Raw genomic sequence first — 21,052 nt, forward strand, 5'->3', positions numbered from 1 at the left:
CGAAGGTGTTGACCGGCTCGGAGCGTGCGCCATCGTGCACCGAATGATCCGGGAGCATACGGATCGCTTTCTCCGCGACGAAGCGGCCATGCCAGGTGTGATGGATGAACTCGGGCTTTCACCCGAAGAGCGTAGCCCGGTGTATCGCTACATTGCGGGAATGCGGGCACTCATGGCTGGAACGGTCGCTTTTTGCGCTGGATCAGATCGATATCGACTGTCTTCCGAATTGGCAGTCGCGTGAATTGGCAGCCGCGTGAAATACCTTCCGGAGCGGCCGCGAAGCGGATGTAGCGCGATTTGAAACGGCGAGCTTTCGGCGGGGATCGCGACTAAATCGCCGTTCAGGCAGACAGAAAGCCCCACCCCACCAAACCAATCACACTCCCCGCCGCCAGCAGCCACAACGGATGAATCCGCGTCGTGAACGCAAGTGCGGCGCAAACGCCAGTGATATTCCACGCAAGCCAGCTCGTATCGGAAGCACGCGCGATCAACATCGCACTCGCCGCGACAAGCCCGGCCGTCACCGGCACAAGTCCCTTCTGCGCGATGCTGCGCCACGGCCGGTCCTTGAAGCGTTCCCACGCATGCAGCGCAAGCGCGGTGACGAGCGATGACGGTCCGAACTTGGCGATCGACGTGACGAGCACGCCCGCCCAACCGGCCACGTGCCAACCGACCAGCGTGACCACCATCATGTTCGGCCCCGGCGCCGCCTGCGCAAGCGCGAAGAGCGCGCTGAATTCGCTTGCCGGCATCCAGTGATGCACATCGACGACCTGCCGTTGCATTTCCGGGAGGATCGTATTGCCGCCGCCAAATGCGAGCAGCGATAACTGGCTGAAGATCAGCGCGAGCGCGACCAGCGTGGCGATCATGGTCGTGCGCCTCGTTCGTTCGCCGGCTTCGCCGACCTGGCCGCATGCGCCGCGAGCGCGATGCTAAGCGGCGTCAGCACTAACATCGTCGGCAGCAACGGAAAGCGCAGCACCGCAATCGCGACGAATCCGAGCGCCGCGATGCCGGCCGCCACCGGCTTGCGCCGCAGCGGCATCAGAATCTTCGCCGCCATCGCGATCAGCAGTCCCGAAGCAGCGGCCGCGAGGCCCGCGAACAGATGCTGCACATGCGGATCGTTTTGCGTGTGCTCATAAAGCACGCCAAGCGCGATCACGACCAGCGACGGCCCGGCGATCAACCCAAGCAGGCCCGCCAGCGCGCCGCGCCATCCATGGAAGCGCATGCCGATCGCGACCGACAGGTTGATCACGTTGCCGCCCGGCAGAAACTGGCACAGCCCGAGCAGATCGGTGAACTCGGCGGCGCTAAGCCAGCGATGCTGTTCGACGACCGTGCGCCGCGCAAGCGGCAGCGCGCCGCCGAACGAAGTGAGACCCAACCCGAGAAATCCTTTGAAGATGTCGCCGACGCTCGGTATGCGGTCGGCTGCCGCAGCGTCCTCAGGTGAGTCGCCGGCTGTCGGCGTTGAACCGCGCCGGGCCAGCGGTTCCGGCGACCTCGACGCAGAAGAAGAGGAGTGTTGATTCATTTTGCAGTCGCCCTCCAGTAGAGGCTACGGAGAGTAGCGCTGTTCGCGAGCGGTGCAAAACGATTTTTACGGCGCTTGCTTGTGACTCCGGCTCACAAGCGTGATAATCGCGCGATGATCCGCAAACTGCCACCCTTTCCCGCGCTGCGGGCGTTCGAAGCCGCCGCGCGTCACAACAGCTTCAGCGCCGCCGCTGACGAACTGCATGTGACGCACGGTGCAATCAGCCGCCAGGTCGCGGCGCTCGAAGCATGGGTCGGTGTGCAGGTGTTCGACCGGATCGGCAAGCGCGTTCGCCTGACGGACAGCGGCCACCGTTATCTCGCGCAAGTGCAGGCCGCATTCGACAGTATCGCGTCGGCAACCGACCAGTTGCGCGACACCGGTGTCGTGCATGTGCTGCGCGTCAATGCATTGCCGACGTTCGCGATGAAATGGCTGCTGCCGCGTCTGAGCCAGTTTCAGCGCATCGCGCCGAACGTCGAACTGAGGCTCGCCACGTCGAACGCGCCGGTTGAATCGATCGACGGCTTCGACGTCGCGGTGCGGCGTGGTCCCGCGCATTGGCCGAACTGCGTGAGCGGGCATTTCCTCGACGAAAGCGAAGTGCCGGTCTGCAGTCCGGCGCTGCTGAAGCGCTCACCGATTCGCGTCGCCGACGATCTCGCGCGTCACGTGCTGCTGCATTCCGATACGCGGCCGGATGCGTGGCGCCAATGGTTGACCGTAGCGGGTGTGAAAGCGAAGTGCCGCAAGAAGCAGTCGTTCGACCATTTCTATCTGGCGCTGCAAGCGGCAGTCGACGGCCTCGGCGTGGCGCTCGGTCCGCTGCCGCTACTCGATGACGAACTCGCGTCCGGGCGCCTCGTCATGCCGCTGGAAGGGCCGCGCATCGATGCGCGCGGCTATTGGTGGGTGGCGCGGCGCGAGGTCTCGGACGCGCCGCTCGTCACGCAGTTTTGCCGCTGGCTCGAAGCGCAGTCGACGCAACAGATGAACCCGCAGCAGAAGATTCGCGAACCGCGCGTGTGAGCCCGAAGTTCACTGCGCATGCGGCTCGTAAGCAAGCTCAATAGCGCATGCGGATTTACAGATAGAACATCCGGTCTTCGTCCGACTTCGCTGGATGCACTTCGGCTTCTTCGCGCTCTTCATAGAACGACAGCACCGCTTCGAGCACCTGGTCCGGATCGTCGATCACCTGCATCAGGTTCATATCTTCCGGATTGATCAGGCCCATCGGCACGAGCGCTTCCTGGAACCAGCCGAGCAGGCCTTTCCAGAACTCGGCGCCGACCATGATGATCGGCACGTGACGCGACTTCTTCGTCTGAATGAGCGTGAGCACTTCGGCAAGTTCATCGAGCGTGCCGAAGCCGCCGGGCATCACGATCACCGCGTCCGAATTCTTCACGAAAGTCACCTTGCGCGTGAAGAAATGCCGGAAGCGCAACGAGATATCCTGCCACTGGTTGCCCGATTGCTCATGCGGCAATTCGATATTCAGGCCCACCGACGGTGCCTTGCCCGCATGCGCACCTTTGTTGGCCGCTTCCATAATGCCTGGGCCGCCGCCCGAGATCACCGCGAAGCCCGCGTCGGAGAGTTTGCGGGCAATCTGCATCGCCAGTTTGTAGTATGGGGAGTTCGGTTTAAGGCGCGCCGAACCATAGATGCTGACCGCTGGCCGGATCTCCGACAGGTACTCGGTCGCCTCGATAAACTCTGCCATAATCGTGAACATCTGCCACGATGCGCGCGCCTTCTTGGCTGTTGCGCGCTCTTGATCTGCGAGTGAACGCAGACTCGGAATCACTTTTCTCTTAGTCATAATGCCTGAAGAACGAGATCTGGAAGCTGGGCTGAACACCGACCTGCAAGCGAAACCGGTAGCCGTTGCAAAGTCTGGGCCGGGCACAGCACTGGAAGGTAAGACCCTGCTATTGGTCGACGGTTCGAGTTATCTGTACCGGGCCTATCATGCGATGCCAGATTTGCGCAGCCCCGACGGAGCGCCGACGGGCGCGCTGTACGGCATCATCAATATGCTGCGCCGTATGCGCAAGGAAGTCACCGCAGAGTATAGCGCGTGCGTCTTCGATGCGAAGGGTAAGACGTTTCGCGACGACTGGTACCCGCAGTACAAGGCGAACCGCCCGTCGATGCCGGACGATCTGAGCCGGCAAATCGAGCCGATTCATGTCGCTGTGCGCGCGCTCGGCTGGCCGCTGCTGATGATCGACGGCGTCGAGGCCGACGATGTGATCGGTACGCTCGCCAAACAGGCGGAGCAGCGCGGCATGAACGTGATCGTCTCCACCGGCGACAAAGATCTCGCGCAGCTCGTGACTGACCATGTCACCCTCATCAATACGATGACGAACGAGACGCTCGATCGCGACGGCGTGATCGCCAAATTCGGCGTGCCGCCCGAGCGTATCGTCGATTATCTGTCGTTGATCGGCGATACCGTCGACAACGTGCCCGGCGTCGAGAAATGCGGCCCGAAGACGGCCGTCAAATGGCTCACGCAGTTCGAAACGCTTGATGGCATCGTCGCACATGCGGCTGAGATCAAAGGTGCGGTAGGAGACAATCTGCGTCGTGCGCTCGACTTTCTGCCAATGGCGCGCAAGCTGGTGACGGTCGAGACCGCGTGCGATCTGACCGAACATATCAAGTCGCTCGAGGAGTCGCTTGCTTCGCGCGAAGAAGCGCGCGACGAACTGCGCGATCTGTTCACGCGGCATGGCTTCAAGACATGGCTGCGCGAAGTGGAGGCGGCTGAAGCCGTCGAAGGGCCGGGCGCCGGCGAAACGCCTGCGCCGGTCATCGATGGCGTACGCCATTACGACACCGTGCAGACATGGGACAAGTTCGACGAGTGGCTCGCTAGGATCGATGCAGCGCAGATCACCGCGTTCGATACCGAAACGACGTCGCTGGACCCGATGATCGCGGAACTGGTCGGGCTGTCCATATCGGTTGAACCGGGCCATGCGGCCTATATTCCGGTTGCGCATCGCGGCCCTGACGTGCCGCTGCAATTGCCGCGCGAGGAAGTGCTCGCGAAGCTCAAGCCGTGGCTCGAGAGTGCGGATCGGAAAAAGGTCGGCCAGCATCTGAAATACGATGAACAGGTATTGGCCAACTACGGCATTGCGATGGACGGCGTCGAGCATGACACGCTGCTGCAGTCGTACGTGGTCGAGTCGCACCGTTCGCATGATATGGACAGCCTCGCGCTGCGCCATCTCGGTCTGAAGACGATCAAATACGAAGACGTGGCGGGCAAGGGCGCGCAGCAGATCGGCTTCGACGAAGTCGCGCTCGCGCAGGCCGCCGAATATGCGGCCGAAGATGCGGATATCACACTGCAGCTGCATCACGCGCTGTATCCGCAGGTGAAGGCCGAAGAAGGCCTCGAGTTCGTCTACCGCAACATCGAAATGCCGACCGCGCGCGTGCTGCGCAAGATGGAGCGCAACGGCGTGCTGATCGACGCGGCGAAGTTGCAGAAGCAAAGCAACGAAATCGCGGTGCGCCTCGTCGAGCTCGAAAAGCAGGCATACGAACTGGCGGGTGGCGAATTCAACATGGGGTCGCCGAAACAGATCGGGCAGATTTTCTTCGAGAAGCTGCAGTTGCCGGTCACGAAGAAGACGCCGAGCGGCGCGCCGTCCACCGATGAAGAAGTGCTGCAAAAGCTCGCCGAGGACTACCCGCTGCCGAAGCTGCTGCTCGAGCACCGCGGTTTGTCGAAGCTGAAGTCAACCTACACCGACAAGCTGCCGCGCATGGTCAACGCGCGCACCGGCCGCGTGCATACGAACTACGCGCAGGCCGTGGCGGTCACGGGCCGGCTTGCGTCGAACGATCCGAACCTGCAGAACATTCCGGTGCGCACCGGAGAAGGACGACGCATCCGCGAAGCGTTTATCGCGCCGCCGGGGCACAAGCTCGTGTCAGCGGACTACTCGCAAATCGAATTGCGGATCATGGCGCATATCTCCGGCGATGAGTCGTTGCTGCGCTCGTTTGCGCAAGGCGAAGACATTCACCGTGCGACAGCGTCCGAAGTGTTCGGCGTGACGCCGATCGAAGTGAGCGCCGATCAGCGGCGTATTGCGAAGGTGATCAACTTCGGCCTGATCTACGGGATGAGCTCGTTCGGTCTCGCATCGAATCTCGGCATCACGCGCGATGCGGCGAAGCTTTATATCGACCGCTACTTCGCGCGCTATCCGGGCGTCGCGCGCTATATGGACGATACGCGCGCGAGCGCGAAGCAGAAGGGCTATGTCGAAACCGTGTTCGGGCGCCGCCTGTGGCTGCCCGAGATCAACGGCGGCAATGGCCCGCGTCGGCAGGCCGCCGAGCGCGCGGCGATCAATGCGCCGATGCAGGGCACGGCAGCCGATCTGATCAAACTGTCGATGATTGCCGTGCAGAAATGGCTCGACGAATCGGGCACCGGCACGCGAATGATCATGCAGGTCCACGACGAACTGATCCTCGAAGTGCCTGACGAAGAACTGTCCGAGGTGCGCGTGCGCTTGCCGGAGCTGATGTGCGGTGTCGCGTCGCTGAAGGTGCCGCTCGTTGCGGAGGTCGGCGCCGGCGCGAACTGGGAAGAAGCGCATTGAGGGTGCACTGAACGGGTGTGGTGCCCGTGCTTCTTCCGGCGCGCATCACGCTGCGCCGTTCGCGACATTCGGCTAGTTCGGCCACGGCCTGCGGCGCACGCCGCTACGACGCCCAACAGATATGAATCAGAAACCGGAGAGTCTCGATGCATCGTATCGTCGTCGTTGGTGGAGGAGCGGGCGGGCTGGAGCTTGCTACGCGTTTAGGTGATCGCTACGGGCGCAGCAGGAAAGTCACCCGGGCACGCGTTTATGTGACGCTGGTCGATCGCTATCCAACCCATGTGTGGAAACCGCTGCTGCATGAAGTCGCGGCGGGCAGCCTCGATCCGTTCATGCAGGAGTTGCCGTATGCGGCGCAGGCGCGCTGGCATGGTTTCGACTTCCAGCAGGGCGAACTCACGAAGCTCGACCGTTCGGCAAAGCGCATCACGCTCGGCTGCGTCAACGATGATGAAGGTGCCGAACTGCTGCCGCAGCGCGAGCTGCAATACGACACGCTGGTTATCGCGATCGGTAGTACGACGCATTTTTTTGGCGTGCCGGGCGCATCTGAGAATTCGATTGCACTCGATACGGTTCCTCAGGCGGAGCGCTTTCGCAAACGGTTGATCGCGGCGTGCGTACGCGCGGAATATCGCGCGGAGCAACGCAGTGAACCACCGAAGGCCGAAGCGCAGGTTGAAACGCCGCAAGTGGCTACGCAAGACGTTACGCCGCCCGGGTACCAGCCTGCCGATCCAGTGGTAACCGCCGGCGCCGCGGCTGCCGCTGCGCCGGCAACCGGGCCGCGCATTCAGGTGGCAATTGTCGGCGGCGGCGCGACGGGTGTCGAACTGTCGGCTGAACTGCGCAACACCGCGCATGTGTTGGCCGCGTATGGGCTGCACAAGCTCGATCCGCGCCACGACATCGGCATCGTGCTGATCGAAGCGGGTCCACGCATTTTGCCTGCGCTGCAGGAACGCGTATCGACCGCGACCACCGAACTGTTGAACAAGCTCGGCGTGCAAGTGATGGTCGGCGAAACGGTCGCCGAAGTCGCACCGGGGGTCGTGCGCACGGCAAGCGGCAAGAGCGTGCGTGCCGATCTGACGGTCTGGGCGGCAGGCATCAAGGCGCCTTCCGTGCTCGGCGCACTCGATGGCCTGCCCGTCAATCGGCTCGGCCAACTGACGGTGCGCCGCACGCTGCAAACTGAAATCGACGACAACGTCTTCGCACTCGGCGACTGCGCGGCGTGCCCGTGGCCCGGCACCGAGCGCAACGTGCCGCCGCGCGCGCAAGCCGCACACCAGCAGGCGAGCTTCCTGCTGAAAGCAATCGAAGACAGGCTCGCGGGCCGGACGCTGCCTGAATTCACCTATCGCGATTTCGGGTCGCTGGTGTCGCTCGGCCATTTCAGCGCGGTCGGCAATCTGATGGGCGGATTGATCGGCGGCAACATGCTGATCGAAGGACTACTCGCGCGTTTTATGTATATGTCGCTCTATCGGCTGCATATCGCCGCATTGCACGGTTATCCGCGTATGGTGCTCGACACCTTCGCGCACTGGCTGCGTCGCACGACGTCGCCGCGTGTGAAGTTGCACTGACCGCGGCGACTGACGAAGCGCGCCGCGGGGCGCTGACGATGCGGTAGTTCGACGCGCCGTTTGCTTCTGCAACAGGATACGCAGCAGGCGTATCCTGTTGCCTTCCTGGCCGTCCGCTCTATCCACCGCTGTTCATCATCGGCCTTTCAACTTCGCCGCTTATCGAGGAGCGCAGCATGCTGAAGCCTGAAATCGACAGTCTGATCCCGCACGTCCCTTTCAATCGCCGCACATTCATCAAGGCCGCGATCGGCACGGGCTTCGCGGCTTCGGTGCTGCCGGTCTCCGCGCAAACCATTCATACCGATAGCGAAGGGCTCGAAGCGGGCGAAGTCGGTATCCATTCGGGCGATACGCTGGTGCCGGCCTATCGCGCGCAGCCGAAGGGCAAAACGCATCTGCCGGTTATCCTCGTCGTGCATGAAATTTTCGGCGTGCACGAGCATATCGCCGACGTGTGCCGGCGCTTCGCGAAGGCGGGCTATCTGGCGATCGCGCCCGACCTGTATGTGCGACAAGGCGACGCGTCCAAATACACGAGCATGCAGCAGTTGAACGAGGAACTGGTCAGCAAGGTGCCGGACGAGCAGGTGCTGGGCGATCTCGATGCGACCTTCGCATGGGCCGGCGAGCATGGCGGCGATCTGAGTCGCGCCGGGGTCACGGGCTTCTGCTGGGGCGGGAGAATCGCGTGGCTTTATGCTGAGCACAATCCGCGTCTGAAGGCGGGCGTCGCGTGGTACGGGCGCGTGGTCGGGACGCCGACATCGCTGCAGCCGTCGAATCCCGTCAATCACGTGAGCGACCTGAAGGTGCCGATGCTGGGGCTATACGGCCGGCAGGATCAAAGCATTCCGCAAGACACGCTCGACAAGATGAAAGCGCTGATCGCGCAAGGGCCGCAGCAGGCGCGCGGCTCGCAGTTCGTTGTGTATGACGATGCCGGCCATGCGTTCTTTGCGGACTACCGGCCGAGCTACCGGAAGGCCGACGCGGAAGACGGCTGGCGTCGCGCGCTTGCGTGGTTCAAGCAGCACGGCGTTTGAATATCCGCCATTAGTGGAGCGCGACGGCGCCGTACAGGCAATTCGCCGTCGCCGTCGCTCGGACAAGCCCTTACGGTTTCGCGCCGGTTGCAACCGGCCGGGCCGCGTCTGCGCTCCACTCGCTCCACGAGCCGGGATAGAGAGCGGCGCCGTGCAAGCCCGCAATCTCCATCGCCAGCGCGTTATGACATGCGGTTACGCCAGAACCGCATTGCAGCACGACTCGCTCCGCGGCGATGCCAGGCATCACTGCACCGAACTCCTCGCGCAACGTATGCGCGGACTTGAAGCGGCCGTCCGGCGTGAGGTTGTCCTTGAAGAATCGATTCAGCGCGCCTGGAATGTGTCCGCCGACGCGGTCGAGCGTTTCGTTCTCGCCGCGGTAGCGGTCGGCGGCGCGCGCATCGAGCAACGTGCGTTCGTGCGTGGTCAGATTGTGTTCGATCGCCTGCGCGTCGACGGTCACCGCAAGCGGCTTGCCGGCCTTGAAGTCGCCGCGAGTGGCTTGTGGGACGTCCTGCGTGAGCGGATGTCCGGCTGCCTCCCACGCTTGCAGCCCGCCGTCGACGAGCGCTACCGAGTCGTGCCCGAGCCAGCGCAACAGCCACCACAAGCGTGCCGCATACATGCCGCCATGCGCGTCATACGCGACCACCTGCTGACCGTGCCTCAGCCCGAGTGCGGCCAGTGTATCGACCAGCTGTTGACGATCGGGCAGCGGATGACGCCCGTTAGTGCCCGTCTTCGGCCCCGCCAGATCGCGATCGAGATGCAGATAGTGCGCGTGCGGCAAGTGACCAGCGGCATACGCTTTGGCGCCAGCGCCGGTATCGATCAGATCGAAGCGGCAATCCGCGACAAATACGCTGTCCGGCGCCGACGCGAGGCGCTCGGCGAGGTTCGCAGCGGAGATCAGCGTCGTGTAGTGCGTGTGGGGTGTGGGGTTCTGGGACATGACGAGCTCCTCAAGCAAACGAGGCCGGGCGTTGCCGGACGATGCTCCTAGTCTAAACAAAAAAAGACGGGTGCAAGCTGGAAGCTTGTCACCCGTCTTTCGATCGGTTCACGCAGCGATGCGTCGCGCACCCTTACGCGGTGCGCCGCGCTAGATCAGATCGCGCCCAGTTCGCGACGCAGGAACTCGTGGAAGTGCTGCATCCCATCTTCCATCGGACTCTGATAAGGGCCCACCTGGGATTCGCCGCGCTGCATCAGTGCGCGACGGCCGGCGTCCATCCGTTCGGCGATCTCGTCGTCTTCGCGAGCCGTTTCCAGATACGCGGCGCGTTCGGCTTCGATGAAATCCCGCTCGAACAGCGCAATTTCTTCAGGGTAATAGAACTCGACGACGTTCGTGGTCTTTTGCGGACCCCGCGGAATCAGCCACGACACGACGAGCACATGTGGATACCACTCGATCATGATGCCCGGGTAGTACACCATCCAGATCGCGCCGAATTCAGGCGGCTTGCCGTCGCGAAAGCGCAGCACCTCGTCGTGCCACTTCGCATATGTCGGGCTGCCCGCGCGCGCGAGGCCGTTATGCACGCCGACCGTTTGCACGCTGTACCAGTCGCCGAACTCCCACTTCAGGTCGTCACAGTTCACGAAGCTGCCGAGACCCGGATGGAACGGCACAACGTGATAGTCCTCCAGATAGACCTCGATAAAGGTCTTCCAGTTGTAGTTGCACTCATGGACTTCGACGTGATCGAACATATAGTCCGTGAAGTCGAAGTGCGACTGGGTGCCCAGCCGCGTAAGGTCTTTCGCGACATTGCGGCCCTGCGACTCGAACAGCAGCCCATGCCAGTTCTGCAGTGGCGTGGCGCCGAGATTCAGGCAGGGGTTATCCGCGAAATGCGGTGCGCCGAGCAGCTGACCGTTCAGGTCGTACGTCCACCGATGCAACGGGCAGACGATGTTCTCCGTGCTGCCGCGGCCATTCAGCATGATGGCCTGACGGTGCCGGCACACGTTCGACAGCAATTCGATTTGCGACTGCTGGTTACGGACGAGCACGCGCCCCTCGCCTTCGCTCGGCAGGGCAAAATAGTTTCCCGCTTCGGGCACCATCAATTCGTGGCCCACGTAGCGAGGACCTTTCTTGAAAAGGGTTTCGATTTCGCGCGTAAGAAGCGCTTCGTCAAAGTAAGCCGTGACTGGCAGCTGACTATGTATAGACCTCAGCTGCAATGCATTGCTCAGATTGGACATTCCCACTCCCGATGAAGACGTGAAAGCAGTGAACAACCCAACCATCGAAGATTCGATTTAGGGAGCCCGCGATTATACCCGTTTCCCCCTCCTTGGGGACCGTTAAGTACCTGATTTGGGTCAAAATTGTGTTGGAAGTTCGCGTTTTTGCGCTATCGGCGCTAGAGTTTTTTCAGGCATGCGTCGCGCGCTAGCCCCGTTTTTCGCATTCGGTGTGCCCAATGCGCAACGGGCCGGGATCGGGTTGTGGGCTCGGAAATGTCGCTTTTGCCGTAGAATGTCCGACTTGTTTTAATTTTGCGACGGATTCATGGCGAAGATCGCACCGACCCAGAACGCTGATACGTCCCTCGAGGACACCACCGGCGCGCCGCTGCCGGAGACCTACGAGGCGGCGCTCACGGAACTCGAAGGACTGGTCGGTCGGATGGAGGGCGGCAGCCTGAGCCTTGAAGAGTCGCTCGCCGCGTACCGGCGCGGTGCCGCCCTTGTGGCGTTCTGCCAGCAGCAGTTAGAAAAAGTTGAACAGCAGGTTCGCGTGCTCGATGGCGAGACGCTGAAGCCGCTCCCCACAACCGCCGCTGACAGCGGAGAAGACGATCTATGAATTTTGAACAATGGATGCGCACGGTGCTCGAGCGCGTCGAACAGGCACTCGAGCGCTACTTGCCACCCACATCGACCGCCCCGGCCCGCCTGCATGAGGCGATGCGCTACGCGGTGCTGGGCGGGGGCAAGCGGGTCCGTCCATTGCTGTGCCATGCCGCTGGGGAGTTGACCGGCGCGCGGGCCGAGTCCCTCGAAGCCGCTGCGGCCGCGCTGGAAATGGTCCATGTGTATTCGCTCGTACATGACGACATGCCGTGCATGGACGACGACGCTCTGCGCCGCGGCAAGCCGACGGTACACGTTCAATATGATGAAGCGATGGCGTTGCTGGTCGGCGATGCACTGCAGTCGCAGGCGTTCGTCGCGCTGACCGAAGGCGCGGCGCTTGCTCCCGTTCAGCAGGCCGCGCTCACGCGCGAACTGGCGCTTGCAATCGGCTCGATCGGGATGGCCGGCGGTCAGGCAATCGACCTCGCAAGCGTGGGCCACAAACTGACACGCGAACAGCTCGAGACGATGCACCGGATGAAAACCGGCGCGTTGTTGCGCGCCTCGGTGCGCATGGGCGCGCTAGCCGGCGAGACGCCGGATGCAAACACGCTGAGCGCGCTGGACGCGTATGCGGCAGCCGTCGGCCTCGCATTCCAGGTGGTCGACGACATCCTCGATGCAACGTCCGATTCGGCCACGCTCGGCAAGACGGCGGGCAAGGATGCGAAAGACGGCAAGCCGACCTATGTATCGATTATCGGGCTCGACGCTTCGCGCGCGCTCGCGGCGCAACTGCGCAGCGACGCGCACAACGCGCTTGCGCCATTCGGCGCACGCGCACAGCGTCTTGCCGAGCTTGCGGACCTGGTCGTGAACCGGGTTAGTTAAAAAGCGAAGAATCAACGCGAAAGCCCGCCGCACGCCAGGGACCAGAAGGGGTAGCGCGAATGAAGTGCGGGCGCGTATGTTTTCCTACAATGGAACGACGATGTACGACTTACTGAAAACCATTGACGACCCGGCCGCCCTGCGCCGCCTCGACCGCCGCCAGTTGCAACCGCTCGCCGACGAGCTGCGTGCCTTCGTGCTCGACAGCGTCTCGCAGACCGGCGGACACCTGTCGTCCAACCTCGGTACGGTCGAACTGACGATTGCGCTGCACTATGTATTCGACACGCCGCGCGACCGTATCGTCTGGGACGTCGGTCACCAGACCTATCCGCACAAGATCCTGACCGGTCGCCGCGACCAGATGCATACGCTGCGTCAGCACGGCGGCATCTCGGGCTTCCCGCGCCGCACCGAGTCGGAGTACGACACGTTTGGTACCGCGCATTCGAGCACGTCGATCTCCGCGGCGCTCGGTATGGCGATCGCCAGCAAGCTGCAGCATGAAGACCGTTTCTCGATCGCGGTGATCGGCGACGGGGCGATGACGGCCGGCATGGCATTCGAAGCGATGAACAATGCCGGCGTTGCCGACGATGTGCCGCTGCTCGTCATCCTGAACGACAACGACATGTCGATTTCACCGCCGGTCGGCGCGCTGAACCGCCACCTTGCGCGACTGATGTCGGGGCGCTTCTACGCAGCTGCGCGCGCAGGCGTCGAACGCGTGCTGCGCGTCGCGCCGCCGATGCTCGATCTCGCGCGCAAGCTCGAAGAGCACGCGAAGGGGATGATCATCCCCGCGACGCTGTTTGAGGAATTCGGATTCAACTACATCGGCCCGATCGACGGCCACGATCTCGATTCGCTGATCCCGACGCTGCAGAACATCAGGGAATTGCGTGGTCCGCAGTTCCTGCACGTGGTGACGAAGAAAGGTCAGGGCTACAAGCTCGCCGAAGCCGACCCGGTGCTGTACCACGGACCCGGCAAGTTCAATCCGGCCGAGGGCATCAAGCCGTCGACGGCGCCGGGCAAGAAGACGTACACGCAAGTGTTCGGCGAGTGGTTGTGCGATGCCGCCGAACTCGATTCGCGCGTCGTCGGTATCACGCCGGCGATGCGTGAAGGCTCAGGCCTCGTCGAATTCGAGAAGCGCTATCCGGACCGTTACTACGACGTGGGCATCGCCGAGCAGCATGCGGTGACGTTCGCGGGCGGTCTGGCGGCGGAAGGCTTGAAGCCGGTCGTTGCGATCTACTCGACGTTCCTGCAACGCGGCTACGACCAGCTGATCCACGACGTCGCATTGCAGAATCTGCCGGTCGTGTTCGCGATCGATCGCGCGGGTCTGGTCGGCGCGGACGGCGCGACGCACGCGGGCGCGTATGACCTCGCGTTCCTGCGCTGCATCCCGAACATGACGGTAATGGCCGCATCGGACGAAAACGAATGCCGGCAAATGCTGTACACCGCGCTCCAGCAGCCGAACCCAACGGCGGTGCGCTATCCGCGCGGCGCGGGCACGGGCGTCGCGACCGTCAAGCAAATGGCCGCGCTGCCGCTCGGCAAGGGCGAAATCCGTCGTGAAACGACGCAACCCGTGGGCAAGCGCATTGCGATTCTCGCGTTCGGCACGATGGTTGCGCCGTCGCTCGCCGCCGCTGAGCAACTCGACGCGACCGTCGCGAACATGCGCTTCGTGAAGCCGGTCGACGCCGATCTGATCCGCAAACTGGCGGAAACGCACGACGCACTCGTGACAGTCGAAGAAGGCTGTGTGATGGGCGGCGCGGGTTCCGCGTGCGTCGAAGCCCTGCTGGCAAGTGGGGTTATCAAGCCCGTACTACAATTGGGTCTCCCCGATCACTTTATCGATCATGGGGACCCGGCCAAGCTGCTCGCCGAATGTGGTCTCGATGGCGCAGGCATCGCGAAGTCGATCCGCGAACGGTTCATCGATCAGGTCAGCGCGGCATCCGGGAAGTCGGTGAAGCGCGTCGCCTGACGGCGTACTCGCCGCCCCTGTTGCGGCAATCCCAGATTGGGTCGATGGGTCGCAGAGCCCATCCGGAACCGCCGGCCGAGGCCGGCGGTTTGCCTTTTGCGGATCGCCATTTGCAAGCACGCATTCGCGCGTGCCCGTGAGGACAAGAAGATGAATCAGATGAACCCCGCTTTTGTGATGCCCGACGTGCAGAGCACGATCGATACCCGGCAGATTCCGATTCAGCGGGTGGGCGTCAAGGCGGTGCGTTATCCATTGACGGTTCGCACGCAAGGTCGCGCTGACCAGCCGACCATCGGCACGTGGAATCTCGATGTTCATCTGCCGGCGGATCAGAAAGGCACCCATATGTCGCGTTTCGTCGCACTGCTCGAAGAGCAGACCGGGCCGCTCGACGCGAGCACGTTGCGCACGATGCTGGCCGCGATGCTCGAGAAGCTTGAGGCGCATGCGGGCCGCATCGAGGTGTCGTTCCCGTATTTCGTGAACAAGACCGCGCCGGTGTCGGGCGTGCAGAGCTTGCTTGACTATGAGGTGACGCTGGCCGGCGAGCTTCGCGACGGCGCGACACGCGTATTTCTGAAGGTGCTGGTGCCGGTCACGAGCCTGTGTCCGTGTTCGAAGAAGATTTCGCAGTACGGTGCGCACAACCAGCGCTCGCACGTCACGATCAATGCGGAGCTGGCCGGCGATATCGCGATTGAAGATCTGATCCGTATTGCCGAGGAAGAAGCGTCGTGCGAGTTGTGGGGCTTGCTGAAGCGGCCGGACGAGAAGTTCGTGACGGAGCGCGCGTACGAGAACCCGAAGTTCGTCGAAGATCTGGTGCGTGATGTCGCGCAACGGCTCAATGCCGATGAGCGGATTGCCGCGTATGTGCTCGAGGCGGAGAACTTCGAGTCGATTCACAATCACAGTGCGTATGCGGTGATCGAGAACGACAAGCGTGCAGCACGATAGTTGTTAGTGCAACGTTAGACGCTGTCTATCTATCGGCAGACTTGCACTAGTAGACAGCATAAGCAAACGGCCGCTTCCCAGCGGCCGTTTGTGCTTTTGGAGTGCGCGTGCAGTGTGATGTGATGCAACGCTTCAGCGCGCAAGCGAAGCGAGATCCCAGCGTGGTTTGACGGTGAACGCGTAGTCGGCCTCGCCCTGCGCGGGCCAGCGTTGCAGCCGCAATGCGCCGGCCAGCGCAATCATCGCGCCGTTGTCGGTGCACAGAGACAGGTCCGGATAGTGCACGTCGAAGCCGCGCTTTTTCGCGGCCGCCGACAGCGCGTCACGCAACTGCCGGTTCGCGCCGACTCCGCCCGCCACCACCAGCCGCTTTAATTTGGTCTGCTTCAGTGCCGCCAGCGATTTCGCGGCGAGCACTTCGACCGCCGCATCGACGAAGCCGCGCGCGAGATCCGCTTTGCTCTGCTCGCAGACATTCGTGCCAAGCTTTTTCATTTGCGTGAGCGCGGCTGTTTTGAGGCCGCTGAAGCTGAAGTCGAGATCGCCTGAGTGCAACATCGGACGCGGCAGCACGACCGCGCCTGGCGTGCCGAACTCGGCAAGCCGCGACACTTCTGGACCACCCGGATAGCCGAGACCCAGCAGTTTGGCGGTTTTGTCGAAGGCTTCGCCGGCGGCATCGTCGAGTGTTTCGCCGAGGGTTTCGTAGATGCCGACGTCAGTGACGCGCATCAGTTGAGTGTGACCGCCCGACACGAGCAGCGCGACGAACGGAAACGGCGGCGGCGCATCGACCAGCAGCGGCGACAACAGATGCCCTTCCAGATGATGAATACCGATCGTCGGCTTGCCCCACGCCATCGCCAGGCCGTTCGCAATGCTTGCGCCGACGAGCAGCGCACCGGCGAGCCCTGGGCCTTGCGTGTACGCGATCGCGTCGATGTCGGCCTGCGCGGCGCCGGAGCGTTCGAGGACTTCCTCGAGAAGCGGCAGCGCCCGGCGGATATGATCACGCGACGCCAGCTCCGGCACCACGCCGCCGTATTCGCGGTGCATCGCGATCTGCGAATGCAGCGCATGGGCGAGCAGGCCGCGCTCGGTGTCGTACAGCGCGAGGCCGGTTTCGTCGCAGGAGCTTTCTATGCCGAGAACGAGCATGGTTCGAAGGGCGGGCGAGTCGCACGAATCAACCCGGCGTGAGGTCGGGGCGCGCGTTCTGCACCGGAAATGTCGATAAAAACTGAACCTCAAAGTATAGCAGTGCGTCGCAAGCCTCGCCGGGCCGCACCGTTGCCGCGGTTACAATGCGCGCCATGGAATCTTTCGACATCGCGGTAATCGGCGCGGGCGCGGCCGGCATGATGTGCGCATCGGTCGCGGGCCAGCTTGGCCGGCGCGTCGCGCTGATCGATCATGCGCCCCGGCTCGCGGAGAAGATCCGCATCTCGGGCGGCGGCCGCTGCAACTTCACGAATCTGTATGCGGGACCCGCCAACTATCTGTCGGCGAACCCTCATTTTTGCCGGTCGGCGCTCGCGCGCTATACGCCGCGCGACTTCCTCGCGCTGCTCAAACGCTATCGCGTCACGTGGCACGAGAAGCACAAAGGGCAACTCTTCTGCGACCAGTCGAGCGACGCGGTCATCGATGTGCTGAAAAGCGAATGTGATGCGGGGCAGGTCGCGTGGCGCCGGCCGGTCGTCGTCGAGGAGGTCGCGCGGACGCCGGACGGCAGTTTCATGCTGGCGACGCAGTCCGGCCGGATCGCCGCCCGCGCGCTGGTCGTCGCGACCGGCGGGCTGTCCATTCCGAAGATAGGCGCGACCGATTTCGCCTATCGGCTCGCAAAGCAGTTCGGACATAAGCTGATCGACACGCGTCCGGCGCTGGTTCCACTGACCTTCGCGGCAGCCGACTGGGCGCCGTTTGCGGCGCTCTCGGGCGTGTCGCTCGAAGTGCATCTCGCGACCGGCGCGAAGAAATCGGGCGGTGAATTCGTCGAAGATCTGCTGCTTACTCATCGCGGATTGTCCGGCCCGGCCGTGTTGCAGATTTCGAGCTACTGGCAACCGGGCGAGCCGATCCACATCAATCTGCTCGCCGAGCGCGACGCCGCGGCGGCGCTGGTCGAGGCGAAGGCAGGCGGCAAGCGCCAGATCGCGAACCTGCTTAGCGACTGGGTGCCGGCGCGACTCGCGCATGTATGGCTCGAAACTCATCGCGTATCACCGGACGCGCGTTTGGCCGACCTGCCGGACAAGACGCTGCGTAAGATCGGTGACGCGCTGTCGCGCTGGACGCTGGTGCCGAACGGCACCGAAGGCTATCGGAAGGCTGAAGTGACGCGCGGCGGCATCGATACGCGCGAGTTGTCGTCGTCGACGATGATGAGCGCGCGGGTGCCAGGCTTGTATTTCATCGGCGAGGCGGTCGATGTGACTGGCTGGCTGGGCGGCTATAACTTCCAGTGGGCATGGGCGTCTGGCGTGGCGGCGGGGCAGGCCGCAGCTGACTTTGTCAATAGGACTTGACTCGATCGTGCTTTTGTGCCGAACGTCTGCTATACTTCGTTCCCTTTGCCAAGATCCGTTATTGAAAGATGACGACCATTCGCGTAAAAGAAAACGAGCCCTTTGAAGTCGCGATGCGCCGGTTCAAGCGCACGATCGAGAAGAACGGCCTGTTGACCGAGCTTCGTGCGCGCGAGTTTTACGAAAAGCCGACGTCTGAGCGCAAGCGCAAGAAGGCGGCGGCCGTGAAGCGGCATTTCAAGCGACTGCGCAGCCAGATGCTGCCGAAAAAGTTCTACTGATCGCTGCTTCAAGTCAGGTATTTACCTGGCGCGGCGCGAAAGGTGCAACGCGAACTACGCTTCGATCAGGGCCGGAATGGCCGACGCGACCGCTTGCAATTCGCGCGACCCCGCTTGAGAAACCCGCTTCAGGCGGGTTTTTGTGTTGTAAACAGCGCTGACCGCGCCTGTTTAATTCCAGACACCACGTTATCAACGTATGGCAGGTGAACGATGAGTCTTAAGGTTCGGATCAACGACGACATGAAGGCCGCGATGCGCGCGCGTGAAACGGAGCGCCTCGGCACGATACGGCTGCTGCTTTCGGCAATCAAGCAGCGTGAAGTCGACGAACGCATCGAACTCGATGACGCCAGCGTCACGGCGGTGATCGACAAAATGATCAAGCAGCGTAAAGACTCGATCAGCCAGTTTGAAGCCGCGGGGCGCGCCGATCTCGTTGCGAAGGAAAGCGCCGAGCTCGAGGTGTTGTCCGGCTATATGCCCGCGCAAATGTCCGAAGCCGAAATCGACGCCGAAGTGCAGGCGGCGGTCGCACAGACGGGCGCTGCCGGCCCGCAGGATATGGGTAAGGTGATGGGCGTGCTCAAGCCGAAACTCGCCGGCCGGGCCGACATGACGGCGGTATCGGGCAAGGTCAAGGCGGCGCTGGCGAAGTAGGGGTTTCCCGCGAGTGGGCGTCATACGGGAATGACGCCGCTTTCCTGACGTTTACTCTCACGTCGTTGCTTTTGGCCGTTTCGGTTTCCGTCCGCGCATCCTATAACGGTCAGAACGCACGCCGACGTATCCGGTCCATTTGAAGGCAACGTTGATATCGTGATTCCGCACTCTTTCCTGCAGGATCTGTTGAACCGCGTCGATATTGTCGACGTGGTCGGCCGGTTCGTGCAGTTAAAGAAGGGCGGCGCGAACTTCATGGGACTTTGCCCGTTTCACAACGAGAAGAGCCCTTCGTTTACCGTTAGTCCGACTAAGCAGTTCTATCATTGCTTCGGTTGCGGCGCACACGGTACGGCGATCGGTTTTCTGATCGAACATGCGGGTCTGACCTTTCCCGAAGCGGTCAACGAACTGGCGCAATCGGTGGGCCTGACCGTGCCGCACGAGCCCTCGACGATGCGTGCCGGTGGTGCACCAGGCAGCGGCGGTGAAGGGTACGCACCGGCGGCATCGAAAGCGGTCACGACCACGCTGTCGGAGGTCATGCAAACCGCTTGTGATTTTTACCGCAAGCAATTGCGTGGTGCGCCGAATGCTATTCAGTACCTGAAAAAGCGCGGTTTGACCGGCGAAATCGCCGCGCGCTTCGGGCTGGGTTACGCACCGGACGGCTGGCAAAACCTCGAGGTTGCTTTTCCCAATTATCGGGACGAGGCGCTCGTCGAAGCGGGCCTGGTGATCGTCAGCGAAAAGTCCGACGGGCAGGGTCAAAACCGTCGCTACGACCGGTTTCGGGAGCGGGTGATGTTCCCGATCCGGAACGTGAAGGGACAGGTGATCGGCTTCGGCGGACGCGTGCTGGACGGCGGCGAACCGAAGTATTTGAATTCGCCCGAAACACCCCTATTTAGCAAGGGCAGCGAGCTTTACGGGCTTTTCGAAGCGCGTCTCGCGATCAGGGAACACAAGTACGTGCTGGTGGTGGAAGGGTATATGGACGTGGTCGCGCTGGCCCAGTTAGGGTTTCAGAACGCGGTCGCGACGCTCGGCACTGCATGTACGCCGATTCATGTGCAGAAATTGCTGCGTCAGACGGACACGGTGATTTTCAGCTTCGACGGCGATGCAGCAGGCCGCCGCGCGGCACGGCGCGCACTGGATGCGTGCCTGCCGCATGCGGCGGATAACCGGACCATCCGGTTTCTGTTTCTGCCGCCCGAGCATGACCCGGACAGCTATGTACGCGAGTTCGGTACCGAAGGGTTTGCGGAACAGGTCGAGCGGGCGATGCCACTCTCGCAGTTCCTGCTGAACGAGGTGCTGGCCGGCAAGGAACTGGATCAACCGGAAGGCCGCGCACGCGCGCTGTTCGATGCGAAGCCGTTATTGCAGGCGTTGCCGGCCAACGCGCTGCGCGCACAGATCATGCATCTGTTTGCGGATCGCCTGAACGTGCCGTTCGAAGAAGTCGCGGCGCTTTGCGAGGTCGATGCGCGCATTGCGGCAGCGGCACGCGCGGCGCCGGCGCGAAAGGATCGGCGACGCGTAACCGGTATCGAACAACGTGCGTTGCGCAACCTGGTGATGCATCCATGCATCGTCGCGATGCTTGACGGCGGCGCAGAACATGACTTGCTGGCTGTCGCGCATCATGGCGAACTGTTCGAAGAAGTGATTACCCATGCGAGAGCGTTGGGTGAAACGGCGGAATTTCAGTTGCTGTCCGATCTGTTGCGCAACGGTGCGAATGCCCCAACCTTCGAGGAAATCTTTCGCGAAATTCTGGACTATGATGAAAACGTTCGGGATTTGCTGCTGAAGAACCCCGAGGATGCAACCGTCGCCGAAGAGCGCCGTGAGCATGAGCGGCTCGCCGGCGAAGAACTGAAAGCGGCGATCCTCAAGATGCGCTACGACGCGTCCCGTGAACGCCTTGATCAGTTGGCACGTCAATCCAGACACACGCCGGAAGAGCTGGCGGAATTCAACGGTTTGAGTCAAAGGTGCGCCGACATGAAGCGCCAGCTCGGGCTGTGAAAGGGTGAAAAGGGAAGGGCTGAAACGC

At 62.5% G+C, this 21,052-nt stretch carries 18 protein-coding genes; 12 read left to right on the top strand and 6 right to left on the bottom strand.

Annotation, left to right across the window (positions count from 1 at the left end; all coding sequences use genetic code 11):
- Positions 1-344: 344 nt before the first annotated feature.
- Entirely contained in the window at positions 345-881 is a 537-nt protein-coding gene (locus BX592_RS02400; RefSeq protein WP_134190064.1) for a chromate transporter, read from the bottom strand.
- Complete coding sequence (locus BX592_RS02405; RefSeq protein WP_134190065.1) at positions 878-1,552, bottom strand: chromate transporter; 675 nt, start codon at positions 1,550-1,552, stop codon at positions 878-880. The genes BX592_RS02400 and BX592_RS02405 overlap by 4 nt, the downstream gene beginning before the upstream one ends.
- 114 nt (positions 1,553-1,666) lie before the next feature.
- Between BX592_RS02405 and BX592_RS02410 the strand changes: the two genes are divergently transcribed.
- Positions 1,667-2,584, top strand: coding sequence for a transcriptional regulator GcvA (locus BX592_RS02410; RefSeq protein WP_134190066.1), 918 nt, complete (start codon positions 1,667-1,669; stop codon positions 2,582-2,584).
- 55 nt (positions 2,585-2,639) lie between these two features.
- Here BX592_RS02410 and BX592_RS02415 read toward each other — a convergent pair whose 3' ends face one another.
- Complete coding sequence (locus tag BX592_RS02415; protein WP_134190067.1) at positions 2,640-3,383, bottom strand: LOG family protein; 744 nt, start codon at positions 3,381-3,383, stop codon at positions 2,640-2,642.
- A 154-nt stretch (positions 3,384-3,537) separates the two neighbouring features.
- Between BX592_RS02415 and polA the strand changes: the two genes are divergently transcribed.
- The 3 genes from polA (at position 3,538) to BX592_RS02430 (ending at position 8,839) form a co-directional block, all read left to right on the top strand.
- Positions 3,538-6,198, top strand: coding sequence for a DNA polymerase I (polA, locus tag BX592_RS02420; RefSeq protein WP_341803224.1), 2,661 nt, complete (start codon positions 3,538-3,540; stop codon positions 6,196-6,198).
- 146 nt (positions 6,199-6,344) lie between these two features.
- Positions 6,345-7,793, top strand: a complete 1,449-nt coding sequence (locus tag BX592_RS02425; protein ID WP_134190069.1) for an NAD(P)/FAD-dependent oxidoreductase — start codon at positions 6,345-6,347, stop codon at positions 7,791-7,793.
- A gap of 176 nt (positions 7,794-7,969) precedes the next feature.
- A complete protein-coding gene (locus BX592_RS02430; RefSeq protein ID WP_134190070.1) occupies positions 7,970-8,839 on the top strand; it encodes a dienelactone hydrolase family protein in 870 nt (289 codons plus the stop codon).
- 70 nt (positions 8,840-8,909) lie between these two features.
- Here BX592_RS02430 and BX592_RS02435 read toward each other — a convergent pair whose 3' ends face one another.
- Both BX592_RS02435 and BX592_RS02440 read right to left on the bottom strand, forming a co-directional pair.
- Positions 8,910-9,794: a sulfurtransferase gene (locus tag BX592_RS02435; protein WP_134190071.1), complete on the bottom strand. Its 885-nt coding sequence runs from the start codon at positions 9,792-9,794 to the stop codon at positions 8,910-8,912.
- Between the two features lie 155 nt (positions 9,795-9,949).
- Entirely contained in the window at positions 9,950-11,056 is a 1,107-nt protein-coding gene (locus BX592_RS02440) for an aromatic ring-hydroxylating oxygenase subunit alpha (RefSeq protein WP_134190072.1), read from the bottom strand.
- A gap of 310 nt (positions 11,057-11,366) precedes the next feature.
- On the opposite strand from BX592_RS02440, the gene BX592_RS02445 reads away from it, so the two are divergent.
- The 4 genes from BX592_RS02445 (at position 11,367) to folE2 (ending at position 15,512) form a co-directional block, all read left to right on the top strand.
- A complete protein-coding gene (locus tag BX592_RS02445; RefSeq protein WP_134190073.1) occupies positions 11,367-11,663 on the top strand; it encodes an exodeoxyribonuclease VII small subunit in 297 nt (98 codons plus the stop codon).
- The gene (locus BX592_RS02450; RefSeq protein ID WP_134190074.1) at positions 11,660-12,544 is read left to right on the top strand and encodes a polyprenyl synthetase family protein; all 885 of its coding nucleotides are present in this window, start codon (positions 11,660-11,662) and stop codon (positions 12,542-12,544) included. Before BX592_RS02445 ends, BX592_RS02450 begins: the two co-directional genes overlap by 4 nt.
- Positions 12,545-12,644: 100 nt before the next feature.
- Positions 12,645-14,552, top strand: a complete 1,908-nt coding sequence (gene dxs, locus BX592_RS02455; protein ID WP_134190075.1) for a 1-deoxy-D-xylulose-5-phosphate synthase — start codon at positions 12,645-12,647, stop codon at positions 14,550-14,552.
- 150 nt (positions 14,553-14,702) lie between these two features.
- A complete protein-coding gene (folE2, locus tag BX592_RS02460) occupies positions 14,703-15,512 on the top strand; it encodes a GTP cyclohydrolase FolE2 (protein ID WP_134190076.1) in 810 nt (269 codons plus the stop codon).
- Positions 15,513-15,644: 132 nt separating this feature from the next.
- Here the strand turns inward: folE2 and tsaD are convergent, their stop codons facing one another.
- Complete coding sequence (gene tsaD, locus BX592_RS02465) at positions 15,645-16,670, bottom strand: tRNA (adenosine(37)-N6)-threonylcarbamoyltransferase complex transferase subunit TsaD (RefSeq protein WP_134190077.1); 1,026 nt, start codon at positions 16,668-16,670, stop codon at positions 15,645-15,647.
- A 155-nt stretch (positions 16,671-16,825) separates the two neighbouring features.
- Between tsaD and BX592_RS02470 the strand changes: the two genes are divergently transcribed.
- The 4 genes from BX592_RS02470 to dnaG all read left to right on the top strand — a co-directional run bounded on the left by BX592_RS02470 (position 16,826) and on the right by dnaG (position 21,024).
- Positions 16,826-18,043: a BaiN/RdsA family NAD(P)/FAD-dependent oxidoreductase gene (locus BX592_RS02470; protein WP_243849258.1), complete on the top strand. Its 1,218-nt coding sequence runs from the start codon at positions 16,826-16,828 to the stop codon at positions 18,041-18,043.
- Between the two features lie 68 nt (positions 18,044-18,111).
- The gene (rpsU, locus tag BX592_RS02475) at positions 18,112-18,324 is read left to right on the top strand and encodes a 30S ribosomal protein S21 (RefSeq protein ID WP_075159061.1); all 213 of its coding nucleotides are present in this window, start codon (positions 18,112-18,114) and stop codon (positions 18,322-18,324) included.
- A gap of 213 nt (positions 18,325-18,537) precedes the next feature.
- Positions 18,538-18,984, top strand: coding sequence for a GatB/YqeY domain-containing protein (locus tag BX592_RS02480; RefSeq protein ID WP_134190079.1), 447 nt, complete (start codon positions 18,538-18,540; stop codon positions 18,982-18,984).
- Positions 18,985-19,143: 159 nt separating this feature from the next.
- Positions 19,144-21,024: a DNA primase gene (gene dnaG / locus BX592_RS02485; protein ID WP_134190080.1), complete on the top strand. Its 1,881-nt coding sequence runs from the start codon at positions 19,144-19,146 to the stop codon at positions 21,022-21,024.
- The last annotated feature ends 28 nt before the right edge of the window (positions 21,025-21,052 follow it).

The sequence above is a fragment of the Paraburkholderia rhizosphaerae genome (assembly GCF_004366595.1).
In the GTDB taxonomy this organism is placed as follows: domain Bacteria; phylum Pseudomonadota; class Gammaproteobacteria; order Burkholderiales; family Burkholderiaceae; genus Paraburkholderia; species Paraburkholderia rhizosphaerae.

Bases quoted from the DNA above. Each gene is read 5' to 3' on its own strand.
- BX592_RS02430 (WP_134190070.1), top strand. From the start codon at position 7,970: ATGCTGAAGCCTGAAATCGACAGTCTGATCCCGCACGTCCCTTTCAAT.
- BX592_RS02440 (WP_134190072.1), bottom strand. From the start codon at position 11,056: ATGTCCAATCTGAGCAATGCATTGCAGCTGAGGTCTATACATAGTCAG.
- BX592_RS02425 (WP_134190069.1), top strand. From the start codon at position 6,345: ATGCATCGTATCGTCGTCGTTGGTGGAGGAGCGGGCGGGCTGGAGCTT.
- BX592_RS02450 (WP_134190074.1), top strand. From the start codon at position 11,660: ATGAATTTTGAACAATGGATGCGCACGGTGCTCGAGCGCGTCGAACAG.
- polA (WP_341803224.1), top strand. From the start codon at position 3,538: ATGCCAGATTTGCGCAGCCCCGACGGAGCGCCGACGGGCGCGCTGTAC.
- BX592_RS02405 (WP_134190065.1), bottom strand. From the start codon at position 1,552: ATGAATCAACACTCCTCTTCTTCTGCGTCGAGGTCGCCGGAACCGCTG.
- BX592_RS02470 (WP_243849258.1), top strand. From the start codon at position 16,826: ATGGAATCTTTCGACATCGCGGTAATCGGCGCGGGCGCGGCCGGCATG.
- rpsU (WP_075159061.1), top strand. From the start codon at position 18,112: ATGACGACCATTCGCGTAAAAGAAAACGAGCCCTTTGAAGTCGCGATG.
- BX592_RS02445 (WP_134190073.1), top strand. From the start codon at position 11,367: ATGGCGAAGATCGCACCGACCCAGAACGCTGATACGTCCCTCGAGGAC.
- BX592_RS02480 (WP_134190079.1), top strand. From the start codon at position 18,538: ATGAGTCTTAAGGTTCGGATCAACGACGACATGAAGGCCGCGATGCGC.
- BX592_RS02415 (WP_134190067.1), bottom strand. From the start codon at position 3,383: ATGACTAAGAGAAAAGTGATTCCGAGTCTGCGTTCACTCGCAGATCAA.
- BX592_RS02435 (WP_134190071.1), bottom strand. From the start codon at position 9,794: ATGTCCCAGAACCCCACACCCCACACGCACTACACGACGCTGATCTCC.
- tsaD (WP_134190077.1), bottom strand. From the start codon at position 16,670: ATGCTCGTTCTCGGCATAGAAAGCTCCTGCGACGAAACCGGCCTCGCG.
- BX592_RS02400 (WP_134190064.1), bottom strand. From the start codon at position 881: ATGATCGCCACGCTGGTCGCGCTCGCGCTGATCTTCAGCCAGTTATCG.
- BX592_RS02410 (WP_134190066.1), top strand. From the start codon at position 1,667: ATGATCCGCAAACTGCCACCCTTTCCCGCGCTGCGGGCGTTCGAAGCC.
- dxs (WP_134190075.1), top strand. From the start codon at position 12,645: ATGTACGACTTACTGAAAACCATTGACGACCCGGCCGCCCTGCGCCGC.
- folE2 (WP_134190076.1), top strand. From the start codon at position 14,703: ATGAATCAGATGAACCCCGCTTTTGTGATGCCCGACGTGCAGAGCACG.